General features: G+C 59.1%; 20 protein-coding genes. 13 read left to right on the forward strand and 7 right to left on the reverse strand.

All coding sequences use genetic code 11. From position 1 onward, the window contains the following. Positions 1 to 201: 201 nt before the first annotated feature. Both ACA058_RS09000 and ACA058_RS09005 read right to left on the reverse strand, forming a co-directional pair. On the reverse strand, positions 202 to 1,227 hold the full coding sequence (locus ACA058_RS09000) for an IS110 family RNA-guided transposase (protein WP_497634895.1): 1,026 nt from the start codon (positions 1,225 to 1,227) through the stop codon (positions 202 to 204). Positions 1,228 to 1,521: 294 nt separating this feature from the next. Further along, positions 1,522 to 1,692 carry a hypothetical protein gene (locus ACA058_RS09005; protein WP_497640037.1) on the reverse strand — a complete coding sequence of 57 codons (171 nt, stop codon included), beginning with the start codon at positions 1,690 to 1,692 and terminating at the stop codon, positions 1,522 to 1,524. A gap of 277 nt (positions 1,693 to 1,969) precedes the next feature. Between ACA058_RS09005 and ACA058_RS09010 the strand changes: the two genes are divergently transcribed. The 3 genes from ACA058_RS09010 to ACA058_RS09020 all read left to right on the forward strand — a co-directional run bounded on the left by ACA058_RS09010 (position 1,970) and on the right by ACA058_RS09020 (position 4,467). Further along, positions 1,970 to 2,965: an IS110 family RNA-guided transposase gene (locus ACA058_RS09010; protein ID WP_497634894.1), complete on the forward strand. Its 996-nt coding sequence runs from the start codon at positions 1,970 to 1,972 to the stop codon at positions 2,963 to 2,965. Positions 2,966 to 3,569: 604 nt separating this feature from the next. Continuing rightward, a complete protein-coding gene (locus ACA058_RS09015; protein WP_497638762.1) occupies positions 3,570 to 4,091 on the forward strand; it encodes a DUF6586 family protein in 522 nt (173 codons plus the stop codon). 142 nt (positions 4,092 to 4,233) lie between these two features. Continuing rightward, positions 4,234 to 4,467: a hypothetical protein gene (locus ACA058_RS09020; RefSeq protein WP_008064452.1), complete on the forward strand. Its 234-nt coding sequence runs from the start codon at positions 4,234 to 4,236 to the stop codon at positions 4,465 to 4,467. Positions 4,468 to 4,570: 103 nt separating this feature from the next. Here the strand turns inward: ACA058_RS09020 and sulA are convergent, their stop codons facing one another. Both sulA and lexA read right to left on the reverse strand, forming a co-directional pair. After that, positions 4,571 to 5,047: an SOS-induced cell division inhibitor SulA gene (gene sulA / locus ACA058_RS09025; protein ID WP_497638763.1), complete on the reverse strand. Its 477-nt coding sequence runs from the start codon at positions 5,045 to 5,047 to the stop codon at positions 4,571 to 4,573. A gap of 11 nt (positions 5,048 to 5,058) precedes the next feature. Further along, positions 5,059 to 5,667 (reverse strand): transcriptional repressor LexA, encoded by a 609-nt coding sequence (lexA, locus tag ACA058_RS09030; RefSeq protein ID WP_008064450.1) that lies wholly within the window; start codon positions 5,665 to 5,667, stop codon positions 5,059 to 5,061. Between the two features lie 229 nt (positions 5,668 to 5,896). Between lexA and ACA058_RS09035 the strand changes: the two genes are divergently transcribed. From ACA058_RS09035 to ACA058_RS09050, 4 genes are all read left to right on the forward strand, one after another. Then, on the forward strand, positions 5,897 to 6,604 hold the full coding sequence (locus tag ACA058_RS09035) for a TetR/AcrR family transcriptional regulator (protein ID WP_497638764.1): 708 nt from the start codon (positions 5,897 to 5,899) through the stop codon (positions 6,602 to 6,604). A 158-nt stretch (positions 6,605 to 6,762) separates the two neighbouring features. Further along, a complete protein-coding gene (gene nagZ / locus ACA058_RS09040; RefSeq protein WP_497638765.1) occupies positions 6,763 to 7,773 on the forward strand; it encodes a beta-N-acetylhexosaminidase in 1,011 nt (336 codons plus the stop codon). A 23-nt stretch (positions 7,774 to 7,796) separates the two neighbouring features. After that, entirely contained in the window at positions 7,797 to 8,543 is a 747-nt protein-coding gene (locus ACA058_RS09045; protein ID WP_497638766.1) for an S-methyl-5'-thioinosine phosphorylase, read from the forward strand. A gap of 39 nt (positions 8,544 to 8,582) precedes the next feature. Beyond that, positions 8,583 to 11,888, forward strand: coding sequence for a DEAD/DEAH box helicase (locus ACA058_RS09050; protein ID WP_497638767.1), 3,306 nt, complete (start codon positions 8,583 to 8,585; stop codon positions 11,886 to 11,888). Between the two features lie 180 nt (positions 11,889 to 12,068). Here ACA058_RS09050 and ACA058_RS09055 read toward each other — a convergent pair whose 3' ends face one another. From ACA058_RS09055 to mfd, 3 genes are read right to left on the reverse strand one after another with little or no spacing between them, the layout of a single operon-like run. Next, on the reverse strand, positions 12,069 to 14,762 hold the full coding sequence (locus ACA058_RS09055) for an SNF2-related protein (protein WP_497638768.1): 2,694 nt from the start codon (positions 14,760 to 14,762) through the stop codon (positions 12,069 to 12,071). An 11-nt stretch (positions 14,763 to 14,773) separates the two neighbouring features. Continuing rightward, positions 14,774 to 15,340, reverse strand: a complete 567-nt coding sequence (locus ACA058_RS09060; protein ID WP_497638769.1) for a CsiV family protein — start codon at positions 15,338 to 15,340, stop codon at positions 14,774 to 14,776. Positions 15,341 to 15,350: 10 nt separating this feature from the next. Then, positions 15,351 to 18,800: a transcription-repair coupling factor gene (gene mfd / locus ACA058_RS09065; protein ID WP_497638770.1), complete on the reverse strand. Its 3,450-nt coding sequence runs from the start codon at positions 18,798 to 18,800 to the stop codon at positions 15,351 to 15,353. A 362-nt stretch (positions 18,801 to 19,162) separates the two neighbouring features. On the opposite strand from mfd, the gene ACA058_RS09070 reads away from it, so the two are divergent. From ACA058_RS09070 to ACA058_RS09095, 6 genes are all read left to right on the forward strand, one after another. After that, positions 19,163 to 20,626 carry a glyceraldehyde-3-phosphate dehydrogenase gene (locus tag ACA058_RS09070; RefSeq protein ID WP_497638771.1) on the forward strand — a complete coding sequence of 488 codons (1,464 nt, stop codon included), beginning with the start codon at positions 19,163 to 19,165 and terminating at the stop codon, positions 20,624 to 20,626. A gap of 395 nt (positions 20,627 to 21,021) precedes the next feature. Further along, on the forward strand, positions 21,022 to 21,177 hold the full coding sequence (locus ACA058_RS09075; RefSeq protein WP_497639889.1) for a PAAR domain-containing protein: 156 nt from the start codon (positions 21,022 to 21,024) through the stop codon (positions 21,175 to 21,177). Beyond that, entirely contained in the window at positions 21,122 to 21,544 is a 423-nt protein-coding gene (locus tag ACA058_RS09080; RefSeq protein ID WP_497640038.1) for a hypothetical protein, read from the forward strand. Before ACA058_RS09075 ends, ACA058_RS09080 begins: the two co-directional genes overlap by 56 nt. Before the next feature lie 149 nt (positions 21,545 to 21,693). Continuing rightward, the gene (locus ACA058_RS09085; protein WP_497638772.1) at positions 21,694 to 22,137 is read left to right on the forward strand and encodes a hypothetical protein; all 444 of its coding nucleotides are present in this window, start codon (positions 21,694 to 21,696) and stop codon (positions 22,135 to 22,137) included. A gap of 553 nt (positions 22,138 to 22,690) precedes the next feature. Beyond that, on the forward strand, positions 22,691 to 23,896 hold the full coding sequence (locus ACA058_RS09090; protein ID WP_497638773.1) for an HlyD family secretion protein: 1,206 nt from the start codon (positions 22,691 to 22,693) through the stop codon (positions 23,894 to 23,896). Further along, entirely contained in the window at positions 23,893 to 25,137 is a 1,245-nt protein-coding gene (locus tag ACA058_RS09095; RefSeq protein ID WP_497638774.1) for a hypothetical protein, read from the forward strand. Before ACA058_RS09090 ends, ACA058_RS09095 begins: the two co-directional genes overlap by 4 nt.

Raw genomic sequence — 25,137 nt, forward strand, 5'->3', positions numbered from 1 at the left:
GGCTTGCTTTCATCTATCCGGCGTCTGAGTGGGGGTGTAGCCCCGCGCCTCGATGAGAATCGATGCCCGACGATCCTTATTAGCGAGACGGCCTTTCAGCCGTGTAAAAGCCCAGGGTTGTCGTCAGGCCGGTTGGCCGTTCACGTCATCAGTTATCCAGCATCGCAAAACCAGGTGGGTGATGCTCGGGTGACAGCAGGGTCAGGCGTTCATCGCGCTTGGCCCTGCATCGAATTCAGTGTGGTGTGCCGCAATCGCCCAGGCGATCCTCGCCAGCTTGTTGGCCAGCGCGCAAACCACATGGTTGGAGTGATGGTGGGCCAATAGCTGCCGGACCCAGTCCGCCAGCCAGCCTTTCTGGCGGTCCAGATACCTCACGTAAACGCGGGCACACTGGACAAGCAGGCGTCGCTGGTTGCGATCGCCGCGCTTGCTGATGCCCAGCAGTACGGTTTTGCCGCCCGTGGAATGCTGCTTGGGCACCAGCCCGATCGAGGCTGAATAGTCTCGGCCGCATTTGAACTGTTTGCCATCGCCCAATTCGGCAGCCAGGACGGTGGAGGTGATCGGACCGACACACGGCATGGTCATCAAACGAGTCGCCAGATCATCTTCAGCGGCCTGGCACTCCACATCCTTGTCCAGCGATTTGATCTCCTCGTCCAAATGCTTGAAGTGTTGATACAGCCTCGTCAGAGTGTTTTTGAAGGGCTGAGCCATTGAGCTCGCTTCAAGCAGCGCCGAAAGAGATCGAATCGATTTGAGGCTCGGGGCCAGGCTGACGCCGACCTCCAGAAGAGCGGCGTGAATACGATTGACGGCCGCAGTGCGGTCCTTGATGAACGCATCACGTGTCGAGTTGAGCATGGCCAGCGCTTGCTGGGCTTGGTTTTTGACCGGCACAAAGCGCATCGTTGGGCGAGTAGCGGCCTCGCAAATCGCTTCGGCATCAGCGAAGTCGTTTTTGTTGCTTTTCACGTAAGGGCGCACGAGATGAGGGGCAATGAGCTTGGGTATATGCCCAAGCTTGGCCACCTCCTGTGCCATGAAATGGGCGCCACCACAGGCTTCCATCACGACGGTGCAGGGTTGGAGATTCATCAGGTACTGCATGAGTGCCGACCGGGTGAATTTTTTGCGGCAAACTTCATGACCACGATCATCCTGCGCATGCAGGTGAAAAGTGTGTTTTCCCAAATCGATGGCGGCGATAGATATTTCGTTCATGGCAACAGTCTCCGGTGAGCCCCCTGCGAAAGCTTAGTGGGCGATCGCAGGGGGCGGCGGGGGTAGCCATTTCATTAGCGAGTCACTTGGAAAAGCCTGTAGGAGCGAGCTTGCTCGCGATGAACCTGAGAGCACCGTTGCCCAGCGTCATCGTTGACGACCATCGCGAGCATGCTCGCTCCTACAGGGCCCGCCGCGATGGGCCATCCTTGGCCCAGCGCGGGTAAACCGGCATCCATGCCGGTTTACCCACTGCGCAGAACCGGAACGAAGCCTCTCGAGGTGGCAAGAAAATCAAAGCCAGAGCAAAAGCAAAAGCAACAGCCAAAGCGAGGCGGCCTTAAAGCCGACCTGATTGCAGGTCTGTCCGCATTTCCCTGTGGGAGCGAGCCTGCTCGCGATGAACTTCCAGACAACGCGATCATCCAGGCAGGGCGCGTTATCGTTGACGTCCATCGCGAGCAAGCATCGCTCCTTGTATGTTGACCTTGATTCCATGAGAGAGGTTACGCTCAAGGATTCATTCAACAGCAAGTACGTTTCTGGGGGAGGCCGATCGCTCCTGAAGGCAGGATTTGCTCCTGACCTTGTCTGTAGAGAGGCCCCCCCGCCTCATTGCCCACCACGAAGAGTATCGAGAAGCCGACAAGTCGGACTTCGCATTACAAGGTTGCAGTGGCATGAAGTTCGAGGTCGGGGGAACCAGGTGCAATCTTACCTAAAGCCAAGGAAGTGAAAAGCAATGAATGCGCATGTCGGCATAGATATCAGTGCTCGCAGTTCAGCCATGGGATGGCGGCAGAACGGCAAAGCAGCAGGCAATGGAGACATTCTGCACACGCCCAAAGGTCGCAAGGCCGCTGTGGAAAAGCTGCTACGTCTCAAGCCGCTGAGCGTTGTCATGGAGGCTACCGGTATTTACTACCTGGATCTTGCGATGGAATTGCACGCCGCCGGCTTGCCGGTCTCGGTGATCAACCCCAAAAGCTTCCACAACTTTGCCAAGCTGATGTTGCAAAACAGCAAGACTGACCAGATCGATGCCCAACTGCTGGCCGAATACGGCGAGCGTATGGGGCCTAGGCTGTGGGTCCCGCCCACTGCGGAACAGATGATGCTGCGTGCGATTGGTCGCCACATCAACCGACTGATTGGCCATCGGACGCGAGCCAAGAACGAGCTGCATGCGCTACAAGCGACAGAAACGAGCATCGCACTGCTGATCGAGGATGAGAAAGACGCGATAAGCGCGTTGGACGCTCGAATCGATCGATTAAAACAGGCTGCGCGCGACGCCATCGCCAAATGCCCTGATCTGAGCCTGCAATTTCGCTGCATGATGGCGGCGCCCGGCGTTGGAGAGGCCTCGGCCATCGCCGCACTGGCTGAGCTGACGACCCTTCCAGTGACGCTTAAATCGGCACAGGTAAGCCGCTATGCAGGCCTGGATGTCAGACTGACCCAGTCAGGCACCAGCGTGAACCGGCCAGGACGAATGTCCAAGTGCGGTAATGCTTACTTGCGTGCAGCGATGTTCATGCCGGCGATGACGGCAATCCGTTGTGATGAGAATGTGAAGGCCTTCTACGAGGCACTGGTAGCGCGCGGCAAGAAGAAAATGCAGGCCATCGGCGCGGTCATGCGCAAATACCTAACCGGGTTATGGGCATGCATGCGCTCTGGAGAAGAATTTAATACGGCCAAGCTTTTTAGCAAAAAACATCTCGCGAAAGCTTGACCGTGAACAGAGTATCTACAGGGAAACGTGTTCACTTGAAGTCAGGTCGGCTGTCAGGCCGCCTCGCTTGTGTTTTTGATCTGGGCGCCCCGTTAAACCACGATGGCCGAACGCAGGCATTGCGCAGTGGGTAAACCGGCAGGACGCCGGTTTAGCCGCGCTGGGCCAAGGATGGCCCATCGCGGCGACCCACGGAGCAATGCCGGAGTGAGGGCATGCCGAGCCACAGCGAGGCACCGAGTGGTGGGGCAAAAGCCTTTTGGTTCCTTTTTGGCGTTTGTGTTTGAAAAAGGGACTCGCCGTAAGGGCGAAACCATAAGTGGCCGTTACCGCAGCAATGGATATGTACGCCAAAAAAATCCAGCAAAAAAAAGGTTCTTCAGGCCGCATGCGCAGAACCTGCGCTCGGCCTCTCGAGGGGCAAGAAGATCAAAGCCAAAGCAAAAGCGAGGCGGCCGACCGGCCGGCCTGATTTCGGGTGTAGTGATCTCCCGTATGAGGCGGTATCTACTTCAGGATCAGACAATGCTTGCGGGAGAAGGAGTTGATCCACGACACTGTCTGACCTGCGTGAAGCAATTATTTCGTTGTGGAGGCTGCCGTCATGGCCCACGAACTCTATACCCGTACCAACCAGAAGATTTATTTCGCCGGCCTGTCGCTGGAAGCTCTCGCCAAAGCCGAAGAGGGGCGGGCGATGAATTCCCTGGCGCTGATTCAGGCGGAGCGAGAGTCGGCGTTGTTTCACCTGTACGGAGCCTTGCTGGGCCTGTGTCACGAGATTGCCGGCTTCTATCGTTTGCCTCAAGCCAATGCCTCCCGGGCCGAATCGTTGCTGACTCGCGAAGTGCTGGAAAGCATCGCTATTCCGGAAATGGCCGAGATGGTCGAACTGGCCAACAACCCGGAAACCTGGCTGGCGAAGTTGCTGGCTGCCCACGCTGCGTTGTTTCAGCCGCCACGAGCGCCGCACAAGCCTAAAGGTGATGTGACGCAGCCGTTGATCCTGGCGGTAAACCTCGATGAAGAGGCGCCCCGGGAGCTGGGTCGCGAGGAGTTGGAGAGCTGGCGGCAAAACCTGAAAAGCCTGGCCATCCGTTTTCGCGAAGGCTTGAACGAGTGCTGAGGGATTGAACAGTACAGCGAACGACCCTTGGGGTTGTTTGCTCGACTGCTGACCGTTTTTCGCGATGGCATCTGGTCAAGATCCCGAGCGAAGCCTGGCCGATGCCTATATAATGCCCGCCTTTCGTGGAGAACAGACCTTTATGCCAACGTCCTTTCTAGAAATTGTCGAGTTACCAGACGGTCGAATCGAGCTGCGCAGGGCTGAGGACGAGGGTTCCCTGGTTACTTTGGATTTCTCCGAGGACGCCAAAGCGTTCCTGCAAGGCCAGCACGTAGAAGTCGCCAAGGCGATGTTGAGCGTCGGCGTGCAGATGGCAGGGCGCATGGTTGAAGGCGAATTCGAAAAGGAAGAGGGGCCGCGGGTCCTGCATTGACCCCGCTCGTCGGTTTTGTCGGCACTGCCTTCAAATTTTACCGGCGCTGCCTCCAATAGGCTTCTCTGTCCTTGTAGAAGCCCCGCGCGCTCAGCGTGCGCCGTTAACCCAGTCGAATATTCAGGCTTTGAGCGTCCCCGATGCGGGCGGCGCTGATCAGCTGTTGCCGTGAGTTTGTGCTCAGCGGGTTGAGCCAGCTGACCACCGTGTGGCTGCGGCCGAGGCGAAGGGCCTCGCAAGTCAGTTGCTGGGCGCTTTGGGCGCCGCGTGGTTGCAGCAGCAGGATGCGTTCGCGATTGAGGCCGGCGTCCCGCAGCCAGGCCTGGGTCAGGCTGGCGGGCGGGGCGATCAGGGTCAGCCAGCGGGCATCCTGGTCCTGGCTGAGTTCCCGCAGGATCGGCGCCAGAAGGTTCAGACAGTTCCCGGCTGCACCACGCAGAGACAGTTCACTGAAGACCTCGGGCTCGGCGCTCCAGGGCGACTCGACCACTTCCTTCAGGATTGGCGTCAATGGCTGTGCCAGGAACGCCTCGAACAGTAGCGGCAGTTGGGCTTGCCGTGGTGAATGTGGGAACTGCATAAAGCCTCCTTTTAGCGGCGAATGACGCCGACGCTCAAGCCTTCGATCACCAGTTCCTGATCTTTAAGGTTCACTTCGATAGGGGCAAACTCGGGGTTTTCGGCCAGCAGCCAGACTTTGCTGCCGTCGCGCTTGAAGCGCTTGACGGTGACTTCGTCGCCGATCCGCGCAACCACAATCTGGCCGTTGCGGGCTTCGCGGGTGGTGTGGACGGCCAGCAGGTCGCCATCGAAAATACCCACATCCTTCATGCTCATGCCGTGCACGCGCAGCAGATAATCGGCGCGAGGGTGGAAGAACGCAGGATTGATGTTGCAGGATTCTTCAACGTGTTGCTGGGCGAGAATCGGCGCGCCGGCTGCGACCCGGCCAATAATCGGCAGGCTGGAGTCGTCGGCCTTGGCCTCAAAGCCGGGAATGCGAATGCCGCGTGAAGCTCCCGGCGTCATCTCGATCGCGCCCTTGCGGGCCAGCGCCTTTAGGTGTTCTTCCGCCGCGTTGGGCGATTTGAAACCCAGTTCCTGAGCGATTTCCGCGCGGGTCGGCGGGTAGCCGTTGTCTTCCAGGCAGCGTTTGATGAAGGCCAGAATCTCGGCTTGGCGTGGCGTCAGCTTTAGCATATTGATCGCTCTGTCTTTTTATACAGTGACTGGGATTATATACAGTGGAACGGTCTTGGCAATGCCCCTTTTTTTGCAGGCCGCCAGACGGTCGCTCAGCCTGCTGATGGAAGCTTTGCGGATGTGTGGTTAAATGGCTGACCGACCATTTCCGAAACCTACCGCCAGACTTGACAACCCACGGGCTGAAACGTATGTTTCAAACAAGTGTATGTCAGGCGGAGTAGCCATGGCCCAGTCGGAAACCGTTGAACGCATTCTCGATGCTGCCGAGCAGTTGTTCGCGGAAAAAGGTTTCGCCGAAACCTCGTTGCGCCTGATTACCAGCAAGGCCGGTGTCAATCTGGCAGCGGTGAACTATCACTTCGGTTCGAAGAAAGCGCTGATCCAGGCCGTCTTCTCGCGCTTTTTGGGGCCGTTCTGCATCAGCCTCGACAAAGAGCTGGAGCGACGCCAGGCCAAGCCTGAAAACAAGCCTTCCCTTGAGGAACTGCTGGAAATCCTCGTCGAGCAAGCCCTGGTGGTGCAACCGCGCAGCGGCAACGACCTGTCGATCTTCATGCGTTTGCTGGGGCTGGCCTTCAGCCAGAGCCAGGGGCATTTGCGTCGTTATCTGGAAGACATGTACGGCAAGGTGTTTCGCCGCTACATGATGCTGGTCAACGAGGCTGCCCCGCGCATCCCGCCGATTGAACTGTTCTGGCGCGTGCACTTCATGCTGGGTGCGGCGGCGTTCAGCATGTCCGGTATCAAGGCCTTGCGCGCCATCGCCGAGACCGACTTCGGGGTCAACACCTCCATCGAGACGGTCATGCGCCTGATGGTGCCGTTCCTGGCGGCCGGCATGCGTGCCGAATCGGGTGTCACCGACTCGGCCATGGCCACCGCGCAGTTGCGTCCTCGTAGCAAATCGACACCGGTTGCCGCCAAGGTTTAGCCGCTCATGGGTGGGCGCGGCAGCTGACATCCGATAAGCTAGCCGCCCATGCCGACTCTCGTTTTGAACCCGCTCCCGCTCATGATCGTCGACCTCCCGGGTACAGCCCAGGGCGGCGCATCGCTGCGAACCGGGTTTATCGTTATCAAGGAATTCCTATGACTGCTGGCCTGCAAGGCTCGTTGATGGTGGACGTCGCCGGTACCTGGCTGACGGCTGAAGATCGCCAATTGTTGCGCCAGCCCGAAGTGGGTGGCCTGATCATTTTCGCCCGCAACATCGAACATCCGCGCCAGGTCCGCGAGTTGAGCGCGGCGATCCGCGCCATTCGTCCCGACCTGCTGCTGGCGGTGGACCAGGAGGGCGGGCGGGTCCAGCGCCTGCGCCAAGGGTTCGTGCGACTGCCGGCGATGCGTGCCATCGCCGACAACCCGAACGCCGAATACCTGGCCGAGCAGTGCGGCTGGATCATGGCCACCGAGGTGCTGGCCGTTGGCCTGGACCTGAGCTTCGCCCCGGTGCTGGATCTCGATCACCAGCGTAGCGCCGTGGTCGGAACCCGTTCGTTCGAAGCTGATCCGCAGCGTGCCGCGTTGCTGGCCGGTGCTTTCATTCGCGGCATGAACAGCGCGGGCATGGCCGCCACCGGCAAGCATTTTCCCGGCCACGGCTGGGCCGAGGCGGATTCCCACGTCGCGATCCCCAATGACGAACGCAGCCTTGACCAGATCCGCGCCCATGACCTGGTGCCATTCGCCACGTTGAGCAAGCAACTGGCCGCCGTCATGCCCGCCCACGTTATTTATCCACAGGTCGATGCGCAGCCAGCGGGCTTCTCCCGGCGCTGGCTGCAGGACATCCTGCGTGGCGAGCTGCAATTCGACGGCGTGATTTTCAGCGACGACCTGTCCATGGCCGGTGCCCACGTGGTGGGCGATGCCGCCAGCCGTATTGAAGCGGCGTTGACCGCCGGTTGCGACATGGGCCTGGTGTGCAACGACCGTGCGGCCGCCGAATTGGCCCTGAGCGCCGCCCAGCGCCTGAAGGTCAAGCCGTCGGCGCGCATTGCGCGGATGCGCGGCCAGGCATATGCGAGCACCGAATACCGCCAGGATCCGCGCTGGCTGGCAGCCGTGGGCGCGCTCAGGGATGCACAATTGATCGATTGACGGCTTCGATTGAGGGCAGCGCCATGACGGTTTACGCGATTATCGGTGGTACCGGCCTGACTCGGCTGGAAGGCCTTGAGATTCGTCAGTCATTGGCGCTGGACACCCCCTACGGCGGGCCGTCTGCCGAGGTGCAGATCGGCGAGTACGCCGGCAGGGAAGTGTTGTTTCTCGCGCGGCATGGTCACCCGCACCGTTTTGCCCCGCACCGGGTGAATTATCGCGCCAATCTGTGGGCACTCAAGCAGGCCGGTGCCGAGGCGATTCTTGCGGTCAACGCGGTGGGCGCGATCAGCGGGGCGATGGGCACCGGGCATTTCTGTGTGCCGCATCAGTTGATCGACTACACCAGCGGTCGCGAGCACAGCTACTTTGCCGATGACCTGGAGCAGGTCATCCATATTGATTTCAGCTACCCCTACAGCGAATCGCTGCGACAGCGCTTGATTGCAGCGCTGGTGGCCGAAGGCGTGGGTTTCAGTGGTCAGGGTGTGTATGCCTGCACCCAGGGCCCGCGGCTGGAAACCGCTGCCGAGATCCTGCGTCTGGAGCGCGACGGGTGCGACATCGTCGGCATGACCGGGATGCCGGAAGCGGCCCTGGCCCGCGAGCTGGAACTGGATTACGCCTGTCTGGCGTTGGTGGTGAATCCGGCGGCGGGCAAGTCGGCATCGGTGATCAGCATGACTGAGATCGAACGGGCGTTGCGCGAGGGGATGGGTAAGGTGAGGTCGACGTTGGCGCGGGTGCTCACAGGGTCTGAGCCTTGACACCAGTAAACATCAATTATTTCGAGAAGCGTTGATTTCATGCTGACAATCATTGAGCAACTTCAGGAGCTGCCTTGGTCGGAGGCTTTCAGTCATCGCGCTCTGGAAAAGGCGCGTAAATACGCCAATCAGAATCGAGTGCAGATTCACGAGCTGAGCGACAACACTATTACTGCGAGTTGCAAAGGCTCCGAAGGAAATGTCTATGAGCAGTGCATCGTACTCATCGAAGACCCAGACGGCGATTTCGAGCTGGATTGCATTTGTTCATGCCCCGTTTCAAGCGATTGCAAGCACTGCGCAACCGTCCTTTATAGCTTGGAAGAGCTTCCAGCGGACTCGTTTAAAAGTGAGGCCCTGACACAGCTCAATCGTGATCTGGAGCGCTGGCTCAATGATGTTCCTCAGGGGCTCCCGCGTGTCGATGGAGCTGTTCAAGGCACCGGTACATGCTGGGTCTATAAACTTGAAGCAACCTCGACTGCTGGCAAGTGGATGCTGGACATTTGCAAGGCTCGTCAGCTCAAGGATGGCCGTTTGCAGGACATCAAGCCAGTGTACTCACTGTCCGAAGCATTGATGCGAGAGCCAGGGTATTTGTCCGAGCTCGACTTGCGCATCGCCAGATTGCTGGTCGCCATTCACTCCCGTCACTCGTTTTACAGCAGTTACCCGCTGCAAGGCAGCAGTGGCGCCGAAGTCCTGCAATTAGCATTGAAAACCTCGAGGCTGTTTCTCGACTTCGAGCAATTGCAAGCCCTTGTGCCCGGAGCGAACAGGTCAGGGCGGTTTGCCTGGGCCGAGCAAGCCAACGGCAGTTTTCGGCCTCAATGGCGTACCGACCAAGCGCCAGAAGAAACGATTCTGGCACTGGAGCCCTTGTACTACCTGGACCGCGAACGGCTGGAGGTTGGGCTGCTGCAAAGTGAGCTCGATGATAAACTGGCCTGCCACCTGTCATTGGCGCCTGCCGTTCCGGCACGCCAGGCGACGCAGTTCAGCCATCGCATGAGTGCAGTGACTCGTGTCGTGCCTGCACCGCATGCCTTGACCGAACGAATAGTCGATGACGTCGAACCCCAAGCGCTCCTGACGCTTGCCAGTACCAACAGTTTCAGGCGCTGGAAGTACGAGCCGGAGCACCGCGCAGCACTGGCGTTTACCTACAACGGTCACATGGCGGCGGACAGGAAATCTTCGGAAATACTGTTTCTGTCAGGTACTGAAACCCAGCGCATTCAACGCAAACCCACCGCCGAAAAGCGCCTGCGTCAGGTCTTGCAAAAACAAGGCTTCAAAAAAGCCACACGCAAGAGTGAAGCGCTACCCGATAGCGCAGGTGAAATGTTCGATTTAGCCGATGACTCGACATGGCTGGCTTTTATGCAATCCGGTGTACCCGCCCTCAGAGAGGCCAATTGGCGAATCCATATCGATGACAGCTTTCATTTCAATCTGCAGCCTGTTGAGCAATGGTTCGCCGACGTCGAAGAGTCTCCCGGGCGTGAGTGGTTTGACCTGCAATTAGGCATCGTGGTCAATGGCGAACGCCATAGTTTGCTGCCGATTCTGCTGCAGTTGTTGCGCAAACAGCCGCAATTGTTAAGTCCGGCAGAGCTGGCCTTGCGCGACGATGATGAGCAGGTGATGGTCAATCTCAATGAAGGCCAGTGGAATGCCAAATCAGGCCTGAAAGTTGCGCTGTCCCTTGGGCGGATCAAACCGTTGATGGCGACCCTTGGTGAGTTGTATTTGGGCCAGGGCACCGGCGCCTCCCTGCGTTTGAACGGCCCGGACGCGGCACGATTGAGTGAGTTGGACGGACTGCCGTTGGTCTGGCAGGGCGGCGAGCGTTTGCGTGGTTTCGCCAGGCGATTGCGTGAATCGACACATCAGAATGTTGCTGCTCCCCAGGGCCTCAACGCTACTTTGCGTCCTTATCAGCTTGAAGGTCTGAACTGGATGCAAACCCTTCGTGAGCTGGAGGTCGGCGGTATCCTCGGCGACGACATGGGCTTGGGCAAGACCCTGCAAACCCTGGCCCATCTGTTACTGGAAAAGCAGGCGGGACGACTGGATCTGCCTGCTCTCGCGGTGATGCCAACCAGCCTGATTCCCAATTGGCTCGATGAGGCGGCGAGCTTCACGCCGCAGTTGAAAGTCCTCGCGCTGCATGGCGCCACTCGGCAAAAAGACTTCATCAGCCTTGCCGAATACGATCTGGTGCTGACGACGTACGCATTGCTGCCTCGTGATCTTGAGGTTTTGCAACCACAGGTCTGGAGCGTGCTGATTCTCGATGAGGCGCAGAACATCAAGAATCCGCTCAGCAAGGCCGCTCAAGCTGCCCGGGATCTGCAGGCCAGGCAGCGTTTGTGCCTGTCCGGCACGCCCCTGGAAAATCATCTCGGCGAGTTGTGGTCACTGTTTCACTTCCTGTTGCCCGGATGGCTGGGTGACAGCAAAACCTTCAATCGCGACTACCGTACCCCGATCGAGAAACATGGCGATAGCCAACGGATGCAGCACCTGACAGCCCGGATAAAGCCCTTTCTGCTACGTCGCAAGAAAGAGCAGGTCGCGACCGAATTGCCGCCAAAATCGGAGATTGTGCATTGGGTTGAACTCAGTGATGGGCAGCGGGATGTGTATGAGACCGTGCGTGTGGCGATGGACAAGAAGGTGCGTGACGAGATTGCCCGCAGCGGTGTGGCGCGTAGCCAGATCATCATCCTCGACGCGTTGCTGAAGTTGCGTCAGGTGTGCTGCGATTTGCGCTTGATCAAAATGCCTCTCACTGCAAAAGCACTTCGTGCCGGTAGTGGCAAGCTGATCAGCTTGATGGAAATGCTCGAAGAGCTGCTCAGTGAAGGTCGCAAGATCTTGATGTTCTCGCAGTTCACTTCGATGCTGGCGTTGATCGAGGAAGAATTGCAGCAGCGGGGTATCGGCTATTCGCTGTTGACCGGCGAAACCACGGATCGGCGTACGCCAGTCCAGGACTTCCAGGGCGGCAAGGTCCCGTTGTTCCTGATAAGCCTGAAGGCCGGTGGCACGGGGCTCAATCTGACCGCAGCAGATACCGTGATTCATTTCGATCCATGGTGGAATCCGGCGGTTGAAAACCAGGCCACGGACCGTGCCTACAGGATTGGTCAGGATAAGCCGGTGTTCGTCTACAAGCTGATCGCCCGCGGTACGGTGGAAGAAAAAATACAGGCGCTGCAGCAAGAGAAGGCGGCGCTGGCCGGGGCGGTACTTGAGGGTGGGACAACCGGCGGGTGGAAGCTTGAACAGAGTGATATCGAAGCGCTATTTGCGCCTTTGCCTGCTGCCAGGTCCTGACCAGGCTGTAAACCTGGTTGACCCCATCGCGGTGTAGGAGCGAGCATGTCGAATCGTCGCACCGTCGCGATGGTCGTCAACGATTACGCGGGAAGCCTGGCACCCCACGGCGCTCTCGGGTTCATCGCGAGCATGCTCGCTCCTACAAAAGCGATAGCGATCTACCAGGCGCCGCAGATATCAACGCTTCTCCAGCTTATCCGGCAACGGCGCAAACAACGCCTCGATATCATCGCTCTGCAACTTCCAGTCTCCAGCCTGCCGCCCATCCAGTACCCCGGCTGCCAGGTCGGATTTTTCCTTCTGCAGGTGCTGGATCTTCTCTTCCACCGTGCCGCGCGCAATCAGCTTGTAGACGAACACCGGCTTCTCCTGGCCGATGCGATAGGCGCGGTCGGTCGCCTGGTTTTCCGTTGCCGGGTTCCACCATGGGTCGTAGTGAATCACGGTGTCCGCTTCCGTCAGGTTCAGGCCAACGCCGCCAGCTTTCAGGCTGATGAGAAAGATCTGGCGCTGGCCGCTCTGGAATTCCTTCACCGGTGTACGACGGTCGCGGGTCTGTCCGGTCAACAGCGCGTAGGCCACGCCGCGCTTTTTCAGCTCGTCTTCGATCAATGCCAGCATTGACGTGAACTGCGAGAACAGCAGAATCTTGCGGCCTTCGTCAAACAGCTCTTCGAGCATTTCCATCAGGCTGTCGAGCTTGCCCGAGGTGCTGCCCCGCGCCGGAAGGGTTGCGTCATTGACCAGGCGCAGATCGCAACACACCTGACGCAGCTTGAGCAGCGCCTCGAGGATGATGATCTGGCTGCGGGCCACGCCCTTGCGGGTGATTTCGTCGCGGACTTTCTTGTCCATGGCCAGGCGCATGGTTTCGTACAGGTCGCGCTGGGTTTCGTTGAGCTCGACCCAATGGATGATTTCGGTTTTCGGCGGCAACTCGGTAGCCACCTGTTCCTTGGTGCGACGCAGCAGGAAGGGTTTGATCCGACTGTTGAGGTGTTGAAGCCTGACTTCGCTCGCGCGCTTTTCGATGGGCACCCGGTAATCACTGTTGAAGCTTTTGACGTCGCCGAGCCAACCCGGCAGCAGGAAGTGAAACAGCGACCACAGTTCGCCCAGGTGGTTTTCCAGCGGCGTGCCACTCAGGCACAGGCGCTGACGAGCATTCAGTTCGCGGGCTGCCTGGGCGGCCTTGCTGTTGGGGTTCTTGATGTATTGCGCTTCGTCCAGCACCAGCACATGTAACGGCTGCGCCGCCAGGCGTTCGACATCCTTGGGCAGCAACGCATAGGTGGTCAGGATCAGGTCGTAATCGGCCAGGTTGTCGAAATGCTTTTTGCGACTGGCGCCGTACAGCGCCAGCACTTTGAGTTGTGGGGTGAAATGCGCTGCTTCGTCGAGCCAGTTGGGAATCAGGCTGGTGGGCATCACCACCATGCAGGGGCGATCGAGGCGACCGGCGTTTTTTTCGGTAAGAACGTGCGCCAGTGTCTGCAGGGTTTTGCCCAGGCCCATGTCGTCCGCGAGGATGCCGCCGACTTCCAGTTGGCGCAACGACTGCATCCAACTCAGGCCTTCGAGCTGATACGGGCGCAGTGTCGCGTTCAAGCCGTCCGGTGCCGTGGCGGCGTAGTCCTTGATGTCGCGCAGGCGTTGGGCAAAGCTGCGGATCTGCTCGCCACCTTCCCAGAGCAGCGGCAGGTCTTCCAGCGAGTTGAGGCGCGTGGCGTCGGCCTTGCTCAGGCGTAATGTGGTTTCGCCAGGTTCTTGAAGATAGAACTCGCCAAGCGTCGCCAGTACCGGTTTCAGGCGGCCGAAGGGCAGGGCGACTTGCAAGGGGCCGTGCTCGGCGTTCGGCCGGTTGGGAATGTTGACCAGAATCAGCTCGTCGTCGCGCCGGCGGGCGAGGCGTTCCGGGTTGAGCAGTTCGGTGTGGGAGCGCATCAGGTTCAACAGGATCGGCAACAGGCTCAGCCGCTCGCCATTGACGATGATCCCCAGCTCCAGATCGAACCAGTCGCGCTCCGGCACCTGTTCGACCGTGGCGTACCAGTCGTCCACGGCGGTCAGGTCGAATCCGAAGTCCTCGTTGATCTGCAGCTCCCAGCCCTGGGTGCGCAACTTCGGCAGTTCATTGAGGGTGAAGGTCAGCCAGGCGCTGTCATTGACCATCTCAAACAGTTCCCCGGCGCTTTCCGGCAGGGCCTTGCTTTGACGGGTGGCGATCTTGAAGCCGAGGATTCGCAGCTGTTCCCGGTAGGACTGTTCGACGTCCGGGTGGCGTTTTATCCGTAGTGTCTGGGTCTCCTGGCGAATCAGGATGTCGGAATTCTTCTGGCCTGAAACGTACTCATCCAGATAACTGAAAGACAGCGCCGCGCGATGCTGGATGTAACGCTGCATCCGCCCGTTGCGCGGTTCGAAGGCGCTGAACTCGATGCTCGCCAGCCACAGGCGCGGTACCGGTTGTACGTTGTCCACCAGTACCTGCGGTGGCGCCTTGGGGCTACGGTTTTCCAGCACCGCCTGGAGTTTTTCCAGAAGCTCGGCGTCTTTGGCGGCGGCGGGATAGTCGAGGGTTTCCTGGATTTGCAGGAGCACCGCCGCGCAATGTTTGCAGTTGCTGTGGACCGGGCAGGAGCAGATGGCATCGACCATCAGCAAGGTGCCTTTGGCCGACTCGCGCAGGCGAATGGTCTGACGGTAAACGTTACCGCCAGAGCCTTCGCACGCCGCGCTGATCGTCGCGTCGCCGACCTCGACTATCCTGACGCGATTCTCCAGTGCATACCGGCGACCACGCTCCAGGCTCTGTTCCTTGAATCGGCTGACCCAGGAAGGTGCCAGGGGTTTGCTCAGGGTCGCGGACATGGGGGCTTCAATCAGTCCGGGACGGCTTCAGGGGCTTCCCGGGGAGCGGGCGCCGTCAATGAGGTGATCTTGATCAGCAGGCCCAGATGGCCGTTGTCGAGGAAGTTCAGCTGGCCGTTCTTGGTGTGGCTTTCCTGTTTCAGGCGTTCGCTGGCGGTGACCAGGCCTTCGTCGTTGAACTGGTTGACCCAGAAATCGGCGTCGACATCGGTGAAGCGTCCAAGCGTCAGGTTCAGGGTGCCTTCAATCGGAAACTGGCCGAACTGTTCCTTGCCGTCGCTGACCGCCACCTTGACCGGTGTTTCGCCGAGCGTCTGCTGCCATGCCTTGTGCAGCAGCACGCTGTATTCATTGCTGGCGGTCAGTTTTGCCACTTCGCCATTGAGGCTCGGCGTGCGCAGGCTGTCAGGGCTGATGGCTTGCGCGCCAGCGGCCCAGTCTTCCGGCGCGGCACGGCTGACAATCGCCGGCACGGCATTTTGCCGCACCAGAATCATTTCAATCTGATACAGATCATCGGCAAAGACCGAAGGGGCGACCAGGGTTATCAACAAGGTCAGTGAGCGAAACAGGCGCATGCGGCGTCCTTCAAGCAGTTTTCGGGATGAGGCGCTCAAACAGCGCCTCTACAGTATTAAAGCGCTCTTGCGGGCTTTCCATCGGGACCTGGAATTTAAACATCGTGGCCCCTTCGAATTTGTAGCGTTTTGGCTGGCTCTGGATCAACTTGATCAGGGTCAGCGGATCGACCGGGGTTTGTGTCGCAAACTCGATTCGACCACCCTGCGGGCCGCCGTCGACTTTCTTGATGCCCAGCAACTCGGCCTGCAACTTCAGTGCAGTGATGCGTATCAGGTTCTTGGTCGGCTCGGGCAACAGGCCGAAACGGTCGATCATCTCTACCTGCAGATCCTTGAGGCCGTCCTCGTCGGTGGCCGAGGCGATGCGCTTGTAGAGAATCAGGCGGGCATGGACATCCGGCAGGTAGTCCTCGGGAATCAACGCCGGTACGCGCAAGTTGACTTCCGGACCACCGCCCAAAGGCTGGTCGAGGTTGGGTTGTTCGCCCTTGCGGATCGACTTCACCGCGCGCTCGAGCATTTCCATGTACAGCGTGAAGCCGACCGCCTGGATCTGCCCGCTCTGACCGTCGCCGAGCAATTCTCCGGCGCCGCGGATTTCCAGGTCGTTCGTGGCGAGCACGAAGCCCGCGCCAAGGTCCTGGGTGTTGGCGATCGCTTCCAGGCGCTTTTCCGCGTCCGCGGTGATTTGCTGGCGCGGCGGCGTCAGCAGGTATGCGTAGGCCTGGTGGTGACTGCGACCGACCCGGCCGCGCAGCTGATGCAATTGTGCCAGGCCGAACTTGTCGGCGCGTTCGATGATGATGGTGTTGGCGCTCGGCACGTCGATGCCGGTCTCGATGATGGTCGAGGCGATCAGCACGTTGAAGCGCTTGTGGTAGAAGTCGCTCATCACCTGTTCGAGCTCGCGCTCGCGCATCTGCCCGTGGCCGATGGCGATCCGCGCTTCCGGCACCAGTTCGGCGAGGTCGGCGGCGCATTTCTCGATGGTCTTGACGTCGTTGTGCAGGTAATAGACCTGGCCGCCACGCAGCAGCTCACGCAGCAGGGCCTCTTTGACCGTGCTCTTGTTCTGCTCCATGACGAAGGTGCGTACCGACAGGCGACGGGCCGGCGGCGTGGCAATGATCGACAGGTCGCGCATGCCCGACACGGCCATGTTCAGCGTGCGCGGAATCGGCGTGGCGGTCAGGGTGAGGATGTCGACTTCGCTGCGCAGGGCCTTGAGCTGTTCTTTCTGGCGGACACCGAAGCGGTGTTCTTCATCGATGATCACCAGTCCCAGGTTTTTGATTTTTACATCGTCGGACAGCAACTTGTGCGTGCCGATGACGATGTCGATCTTGCCTTCGGCCAGGTCCGCGACCGCTGCGTTGACTTCCTTGGTCGACTTGAAGCGGCTCATCACTTCCACGCTCACCGGCCAGTCGGCGAAGCGGTCGCGGAAGCTGTTGTAGTGCTGCTGGGCGAGCAGGGTGGTCGGTACCAGGATCGCCACCTGGCGACCGCCGTGCACCGCGATGAACGCCGCACGCATGGCCACTTCAGTCTTGCCGAAGCCGACGTCGCCGCACACCAGGCGATCCATTGGTTTTGGCGCGAGCATGTCTTCGCGCACCGCTTCGATGGTGGTTTGCTGGTCTGGCGTTTCTTCGAACGGGAAACCGGCGCTGAAGGTGGCGTAATCGGCTTTCGGGTCGGCGAAGGCATAACCTTCACGGGCGGCGCGGCGCGCATAGATGTCGAGCAATTCAGCCGCGACGTCGCGCACCTGTTCGGCGGCCTTGCGCTTGGCTTTTTGCCAGGTCTCGGAGCCCAGGCGATGCAGCGGGGCGAGGGCGTCGTCGCTGCCGGTGTAGCGGGCGATCAGGTGCAGGTTAGCCACCGGCACGTACAGCTTGGCGCCCTCGGCGTATTCCAGGGCAAGGAATTCGGCGGTCTGGCTGTCGATTTCCAGGGTGGCGAGGCCCAGGTAACGGCCGACACCGTGGTCGATGTGCACCACCGGCGCGCCTTCGCGCAACTCGGTGAGGTTCTTGATGACCGCGTCGTTATTGGCGTCGGCGCGTTTCTCGCGGCGACGGCGCTGCATCACGCGTTGGCCGAACAACGGGCTTTCGGCGACCAGCGCCAGGGCTGGATCGTCCAGCAGCAGGCCTTCGTCCAGCGGCGCGATGGTGATCGCCAGGCGTTCCTTGCCGGCGACAAAGTCCGGCCAGCTGTCGACGGTCTTCGGTCGCAGCTTCAGGCGTTCGAGCAGTTCGAGCAGCACTTCGCGCCGGCCCGCGGACTCGGCGGTAAACAGCACGCGGCCGGGGAACTGGTCGAGGAAGCCCGCCAGTGCCGCCAATGGCTGGGTAGCCTTGGCTTCGATGGCCAGGTCCGGCAGTTCCCGGGCAGGGAAGCGTTCGCGGCCGGCACCGGTTTCCACGTCCTGTTGACTCGCCACCACCCGCGGCCAGTTTTTCAGGCGCGCGAAGCAGTCTTCCACCGGCAGGAACAGTTCGGCGGGCGGCAATAAAGGACGCGAAGGATCGACACGCCGCTCTTCATAGCGATTGCGTACATCGTTCCAGAAGTTTTCCGCGGCCTGTTCGATGCCTGGCAGGGAGAACACTTGCGTGTCCTGGGGCAGGTAATCGAACAGTGTCGAGGTTTCTTCGAAGAACAGCGGCAGGTAGTACTCGATACCGGCGGGGGTAATTCCGCTGTTCAAGTCCTGGAAGATCGGGCAGCGACGGAAGTCGACATCGAAGCGTTCGCGAAAGCGCGCCTTGAAACGGGTGACCGCTTCCTTCTCCAGCGGGAATTCCTTGGCCGGCAGCAACTTGACTGAATCGACCTTGTCGATGGAGCGCTGGTTTTCCGGGTCGAAGGTGCGCAGGGTTTCGATTTCGTCGTCGAACAGGTCGATCCGGTAAGGCAACTTGCTGCCCATCGGGAACAGATCGATCAAGGATCCGCGCACGGTGAATTCGCCGTGCTCGTACACGGTATCGACGTAGCGATAGCCGGTGGCTTCCAGGCGGGTGCGCATTTGCTCGACGTCGAGCTTCTGGCCGACATCCAGCACCAGGCTGCTGCCGAGCAGGAATTTGGTCGGCGCCAGGCGGTGCAGGGCGGTGGTGATCGGCACCACCAGAACGCCGTGCGACAGCTCCGGCAGCCGGTACAGGCTGGCGATGCGCTGGGAAATGATGTCCTGGTGCGGCGAGAACAGGTCGTAGGGCAGGGTTTCCCAGTCGGGGAAATGCAGCACGGGCAAATCCGGGGCGAAGAAACTCAGCTCCTGTTCCAGTCGTTCGGCACTTTGGCTGTCGGCTGTGAGCAGCAGGGTAAAGCGCTTGGCAGCGCTGGCGGCCTCGGCGATGGCCAGGCTCAGGGCGGCACCGGGCAGGTTGCCCCAGTGCTGTTTACCTGCCGCGGCAGGGAGAAGCGGTAGACGCAGAACGGGCACGGAAGGTTGAGCTCCAAGCGTTGCGACAAAGTCGGTAATTGTAGCGGCCTCGGGTGCCGGCTGTCAGTCGCAGATGTGTCTATTACGCGGGTAAGGCGAAATGTAGTGGTAAAGACAAAATCGCGCTGTTTTTTACTGAAAATTAGCGATTATGTAGTGGCAAAACCAATTAGTGTTACGGATGGTTACGGACAAGGTTGCGCTGTCCCCAAAACATTGACGATGCTGAAGGCCCCGGTTTTATTGGGCTTCAGCGAGGCGTGATTTTTTTGAAGGAGAATTTGTTACGGGCAGTGCGACAAGCGCGCATTGCTACACGAGCCGCACGGCGGCATAATGTAGCCCCTTTTTTCTGCCCCTACATGTGGAAGGTTCCCGTGACTCAGAAGCCCGACCAGTGTCTTGGTGAATGGATCGACCGTGAAGCACTCGCAGAAGCGATGATTCCGCTTATCGGTCAGCTCTACCGCAATAACAATGTGGTGAGCTCGATCTATGGCCGCAGCCTGATCAATCGTTCAGTCATTGCGATTCTCAAAGCTCACCGCTTTGCTCGTCACCGTCAGACCGACGATACCGAGCTGTCCGTCCACGAAACATTCCCGCTGCTCAAGGCGATGAGCGAGCTCAAGCTCGGCGCCGCTTCGGTAGACCTGGGCAAGCTGGCAGCCAAATTCAAGGCTGAAGGCAATGGCCGTACTGCCGAGCAGTTCGTCCGTGAAGAACTGGCCGACGTGGTTGGCCAGCAGAACGCTAGCGCCCGTAAAGGCACCGACGTTGTCCTGTACGGCTTCGGTCGTATCGGCCGTTTGCTGGCGCGCATCCTCATCGAGAAAACCGGTGGCGGCGACGGCCTGCGCCTGCGCGCCATCGTGGTCCGCAAGGGCGCCGAGAACGACCTGGTCAAGCGTGCCAGCCTGCTGCGTCGCGACTCGGTTCATGGTCCGTTCGATGGCACCATCACCATTGATGAAGCCAACAACACCATCACCGCCAACGGCAACCTGATCCAGGTTATCTACGCCAAGAGCCCGGCCGAAGTCGACTACACCCAGTACGGCATCGAAAACGCGCTGATCGTCGACAACACCGGTGTATGGCGTGACGCTGACGGCTTGGGCCAGCACCTGGCCTGCCCGGGCGCTGCCCGCGTGATCCTCACCGCACCTGGCAAGGGCGCGCTGAAGAACATCGTGCACGGCATTAACCATGGCGACATCAGCCCGGACGACAAGATCATCTCGGCGGCTTCCTGCACCACCAACGCCATCGTGCCGGTGCTCAAGGCTGTGAATGACAAGTACGGCATCATCAACGGCCACGTCGAAACCGTTCACTCGTTCACCAACGACCAGAACCTGATCGACAACTTCCACAAGGGCAGCCGTCGTGGCCGCGCCGCGCCGCTGAACATGGTAATCACCGAGACCGGTGCCGCCACCGCAGCCGCCAAGGCACTGCCAGTGCTCAAGGGCAAGCTGACCGGCAACGCGATTCGCGTTCCTACGCCAAACGTGTCGATGGCCATCCTGAACCTGAACCTGGAAAAGGCCACCACCCGCGAAGAGATCAACGAGTACCTGCGCCAGATGGCCATGCACTCGGACCTGCATAAGCAGATCGACTACGTCAATTCGCAGGAAGTGGTTTCCACCGACTTCGTTGGCTCGCGCCACGCAGGCGTCGTGGACGCTGAAGCGACCATCACCCAGGATAACCGCGTTGTACTGTACGTTTGGTACGACAACGAATTCGGTTACAGCTGCCAGGTGGTTCGCGTGATGGAAGACATGGCCGGTGTAAACCCGCCAGCATTCCCGCGCTAAGCTCCTTTAGCTGCACATGAAAACGCCCCGACTTAGGTCGGGGCGTTTTTTTTTGTGCGTCCCGCTGACTTTTTCTTACGGAATAAATGCTCTTTAGAAACACTCTTGTAGGAAAAGGATTGTTTCTTTCGGCGAAACTTCCGAATCGTCTTTTTGACCCTGCCCGGGGGATCGCGACGCTGTAAGCGTTCGCTGCATTATTTCTGAACACCTTCCAAGGATAAGGAGTTTGAAATGAATGCAGCTTTTCAGTTCTTGTATGGCAATCATGTTTCTCCAGAGTGTTCGGCCGCAAGTCATGGAGAAGACACTCTATGAAAGAAGGACATTTCATCGGTCTGAATGACCGGACCACCTGTGGTGGCACAGTTCTCGATGGTGACACCCGGATCATGATGTATGGCGTGGCCCACACCTGCGATGGTGATCGGGTCACGTGCGGAAAGGACGGGAAGACGTATCGGATTGTCGGTGGCATCTCGTACATGACCAGCCATGGAAGGCCCATGGCTGGCACGCTGGATAGTTACAACCAAGCCCCAGGTGATTGATTTGAACCTGGCAGATAAGGTCGCTGCCCCACTCGGCGACCTGGGTGGAAGCGAAGCCTGTAACCATCCAGACCAAATGGAAGAGCTTGCCAGCTACATCGCTGGTGAGATGAATCGGAACATCAAACATCCAGCCGTGTTGAAAATGAAAGAGCTGATGAGCTACGACAGTAGCGCGGATGCCAGGAGATTCCAGGCGTTACCTTGGTACGCCAGGCTGGCCGGACCACCGAATTTCAACGGCATTGCATTGACGAAGAAGCTTGAGGCGATGGCGATTTGGACTAAACAAGTGGGTCAAAATATGGAGTGGGACCACAAGCCGAAGCTTCGGGAGCTATTCCCCGGAGTACGGCCCTTGGACTGAATTGAGATCATGGGATGATGTAGCTGATAGAGTTTCAATATGCATCGGTGTAAAGCTCGCCAACCAGCACCCTAATGGCGGGATAACAGCGCGGATGATCATGAATAAAGTGTTGGCAGTTGCTCCAGAGAACTGGGGGGATGGAGTACGTGTCCACATCTGTTAAAAAGCGTTGGTCTCGTTACTTACGATGGCTATGGATTCCATTGTTACCACTGCTGCTGCCGGTGCTGGTACTGCTGTTGATGGCCCTCTGGAATATTTATGTTCTGCCCAGTGCAACCGTCAATTATTCCAAAGATGCCGAGCTGGGATTGCGGTACACATGGAACGTCCAAGACCGGATATACAGGGGACGGATGCCCTCTGGAGGTTCCACTAGCGACCACGGATATCTGTTTCCGGATGCCGAATTTTTCATGGAGTTTTCTTGGGCCAAGGAGAACGAGCGTTGGCACTGCATCAGCATCAAGCCGAAGTGGCCCAATATGCATATTTTCCTCGACGCCGACGGCAACATTGATATGGGGAAGGGGGGTGGTATAGATATGGATCGGTTGAAAGAGTGTCGGTGGGATTTGGCGAAGCCATAACATGCGCGAAGGTTAGCAGTTAATTTTAGATTTATATCATCGTTTTGGGGGTGGCCTACAAAGGCCATTCCCAACGCTCATCATTGTCGACTTATATCATTTTAATCTTTCCGCTGGAAATTTAAGAATTATCTAAAATTCGATACAAAGTTCATTTCGGCATAAAAAATAAAAACCACCAGTAAAAATAACAGGTTGGCGATCGATTCGACTGAAACGCCTTATGTGGATCCAATTGGCGCGCCGGTACATATTTGACGTCATTTAATTGCTCCATTCATTTACTTGACACCCCAAAGCACTGAATCTAGTGTCGCCCATGACACCGCCCGCTCTGCCTCGGGCAACACGAAAGTCATGCTGCACAGCAACTCTCCAAAAAGACGGGAATCCCATTCCCGCTCACATCACAATAAAAGTCATATGAATCAGCGTCGGCTTAATTGCCGTCCAGAGATCAATTGCGTTTTGCTCACCCTGCCAAAAGTATTTTCGCGGTCATGGCTCGCTATTGCCTGGCTGATATGCGGTTGGTCTATCGGGAGAGTCGAACATGGCGGAAGAACGCTCGAAGTTATTGTCGCTGTTGCCGCGCCTGGTGGGTTTGGGTGTGCTGGGGTTTATCGTCTGGCTGTTGCTGTCGACCTTGCTCATGCCACTGGTGTCGGCCTCTGCCACCCGGGCGATTCTGAATGCGCCAGTGATTCTGCTGACTACACCGATCGATGGTGTGGTGAGTTCCCTGGCGGTCAAGCCCGGTGTGACGCTTACCCAGGGCCAGAAAATTGCCGTGGTGGAAAACCCGCGGGCGAACCAGGAAACCTTGCTGACCCTGCAAACCCGGCGCCTGACGTTGGAGCAACAGCTGTCGTCTTCGGCCAGCCAGGCCGAGCACGATCAGCGTTATTACGAGGAGCTGGAGAAAACCAGTCAGCAATACCAGGCTGCATTTCATACCCGCCAGCTTTACACGCAAAAAGCCCTGAAAGCCGAGAACAATGCCGCCAGTGCGCGATTGATCGATGCCCAGGAAACTGTCGAACGCAATCTCGAGTTGTTCGTCCAGGGGGCGGTCAGTGGTGCGGTGGTGGCTTCGTCGAAAGCCCAGCTGGCTTCGTTGCAAGGCGCGGCCGAGTCAGTGCGTTCGCAGTTGCGGATCACTGATGGCGACGTCAGTGCTGCCAACAAGCGGGTCTACCTCGATCCCGATCAACTGCGCATGTTCGATCTCAGCACGCAAATGACCACGCTGAAACTCAGCCTGGAGAATCAGGTGCGCAACCGGGCGACCTATCAACAGGAACTCGACAACCTCGACCGACTGATCGATACCGAACAGAACCGGATCAAGTTGATGGCCGGCTACGACGTCGTGGCTTACTCGCCCGGTACCGTCCAGGAACTGCTGGCGCCCCAGGGCACGCTGGTGCAGGCCGGTTCGACTCTGTTGCGGGCCACCGATTGCGCGCAGAGCTATGTGATCGCGGTGTTCCCCGAGCGCATGGCCAGCAAGATCGACCGCGACAGCGTGCTGACCGTGAAAATCCGCGGCCTCGACGAGCCACTCAAGGCCAGTGTGGTGCAGTTGTTGTCCAGTGCTTCGGACATGCGCGCCAATACCTACAGCGTGCCGTTTCCCTATGCCGAGCAAAATTCAGTGTACGTGGTCGGCACCTTTGCAGCCGACTTGACGGACACCCAGCGCGCCATGACCTGCAACCCGGGATTGTGGGCCAGTGCCGAGGTATCACGGCCATGAACATCTTTTTTCGCGGAGTAATGGGCGTGATGCTGATCGCCAGTGGAGTGCCCGCTATAGCGGCGCAAGCGCGACCGCAACTGGCGGCAATGACCTGTGCGGCGCTGGATCAGGCCGTGACATCGCAGCCGGCGGGGCCGGTACTGGTGGCCAGTTATCCACCGCTGGATGGCCATCCTGCACCGATCCTGGCGTTGCGCGGCGTGGCGTTCACCTACGACAACGCGCTGGCCAGTATTGCCTTGTTTGCCTGCGGCAAGGCTGAGTCGGCGCGCAGGATCGCCGATGCATTGGCGTTCGCCACACTACACGATCCGGAGTATCAGGACGGGCGCCTGCGCAACGCCTATGCCGCAGGCCCGGTGGCAGCGCCGTCGATGAAGTTGCCGGGCTATTGGAGTGTCGAGCGTAACGCCTGGAATCAGGACGCCTATCAAGTCAGCAGCGCCACCGGCAATCAGGCCTGGGCGGCATTGGCGCTGCTGGAAGCGTTTCGACAGAGCGGTGAGGCGTCATACCTGGAAGCCGCGCGAAAGGTCCTGCACTGGTCGCAGCAAAACACCTACGACGGGCAAGCGCCCGCCGGTTTCAGTGGTGGCTACTACGGGTACTTTTCCAAACAGGTCCAGCAGAACTGGAAATCCACCGAGCATAACGTCGACCTCGCCGCTGCGTGGTCGGCCCTCGACGCGGTGGCGCCGAACCAGGATTCGGCAAAGCAGGCGCAGATTGCCCGGCAGTTTGTCTCGAGCCAATGGGATGCCGGGGAAGGGCGCTTCCTGATCGGCACTGGCGCGGATGGCCAGACCTCGGATCGCGTGCGCTCGGGGCTGGATGCGCAGATCTGGCCCTTGATCGCCCTGCATGAGCCACCCAAGGACTGGCGGCGGGTCTTCGCCTTCATCGACCGCGCTCACCGTTCTGGCGAGGGTTACGGTTTCAACCGCGACCCCGATGGTCTGTGGACCGAAGGCACCGCCCAGGCTGCGGCCGTGGCGCGATTGAGTGGCCTGAGTGACAAGGCGCAACCGCTGTGGAGCGTGCTGCTGGCTCAGCAGGCCGGCAACGGTTGGCTGTTCGCAACACCGGCAGAGCGTATCAGTACCGGGCTGGCCATTGGCCCGGACTCGGTCACCAACGATTTTTTCTATTACCACCTGCCTCACTTGGGCGCCACAGCGTGGGCGGCGATTGCCGCCACCGGCGTCAATCCCTTTACCGGTTCGCAAGAGGCTGATTGA

The sequence above is a fragment of the Pseudomonas sp. LBUM1649 genome (assembly GCF_059716155.1).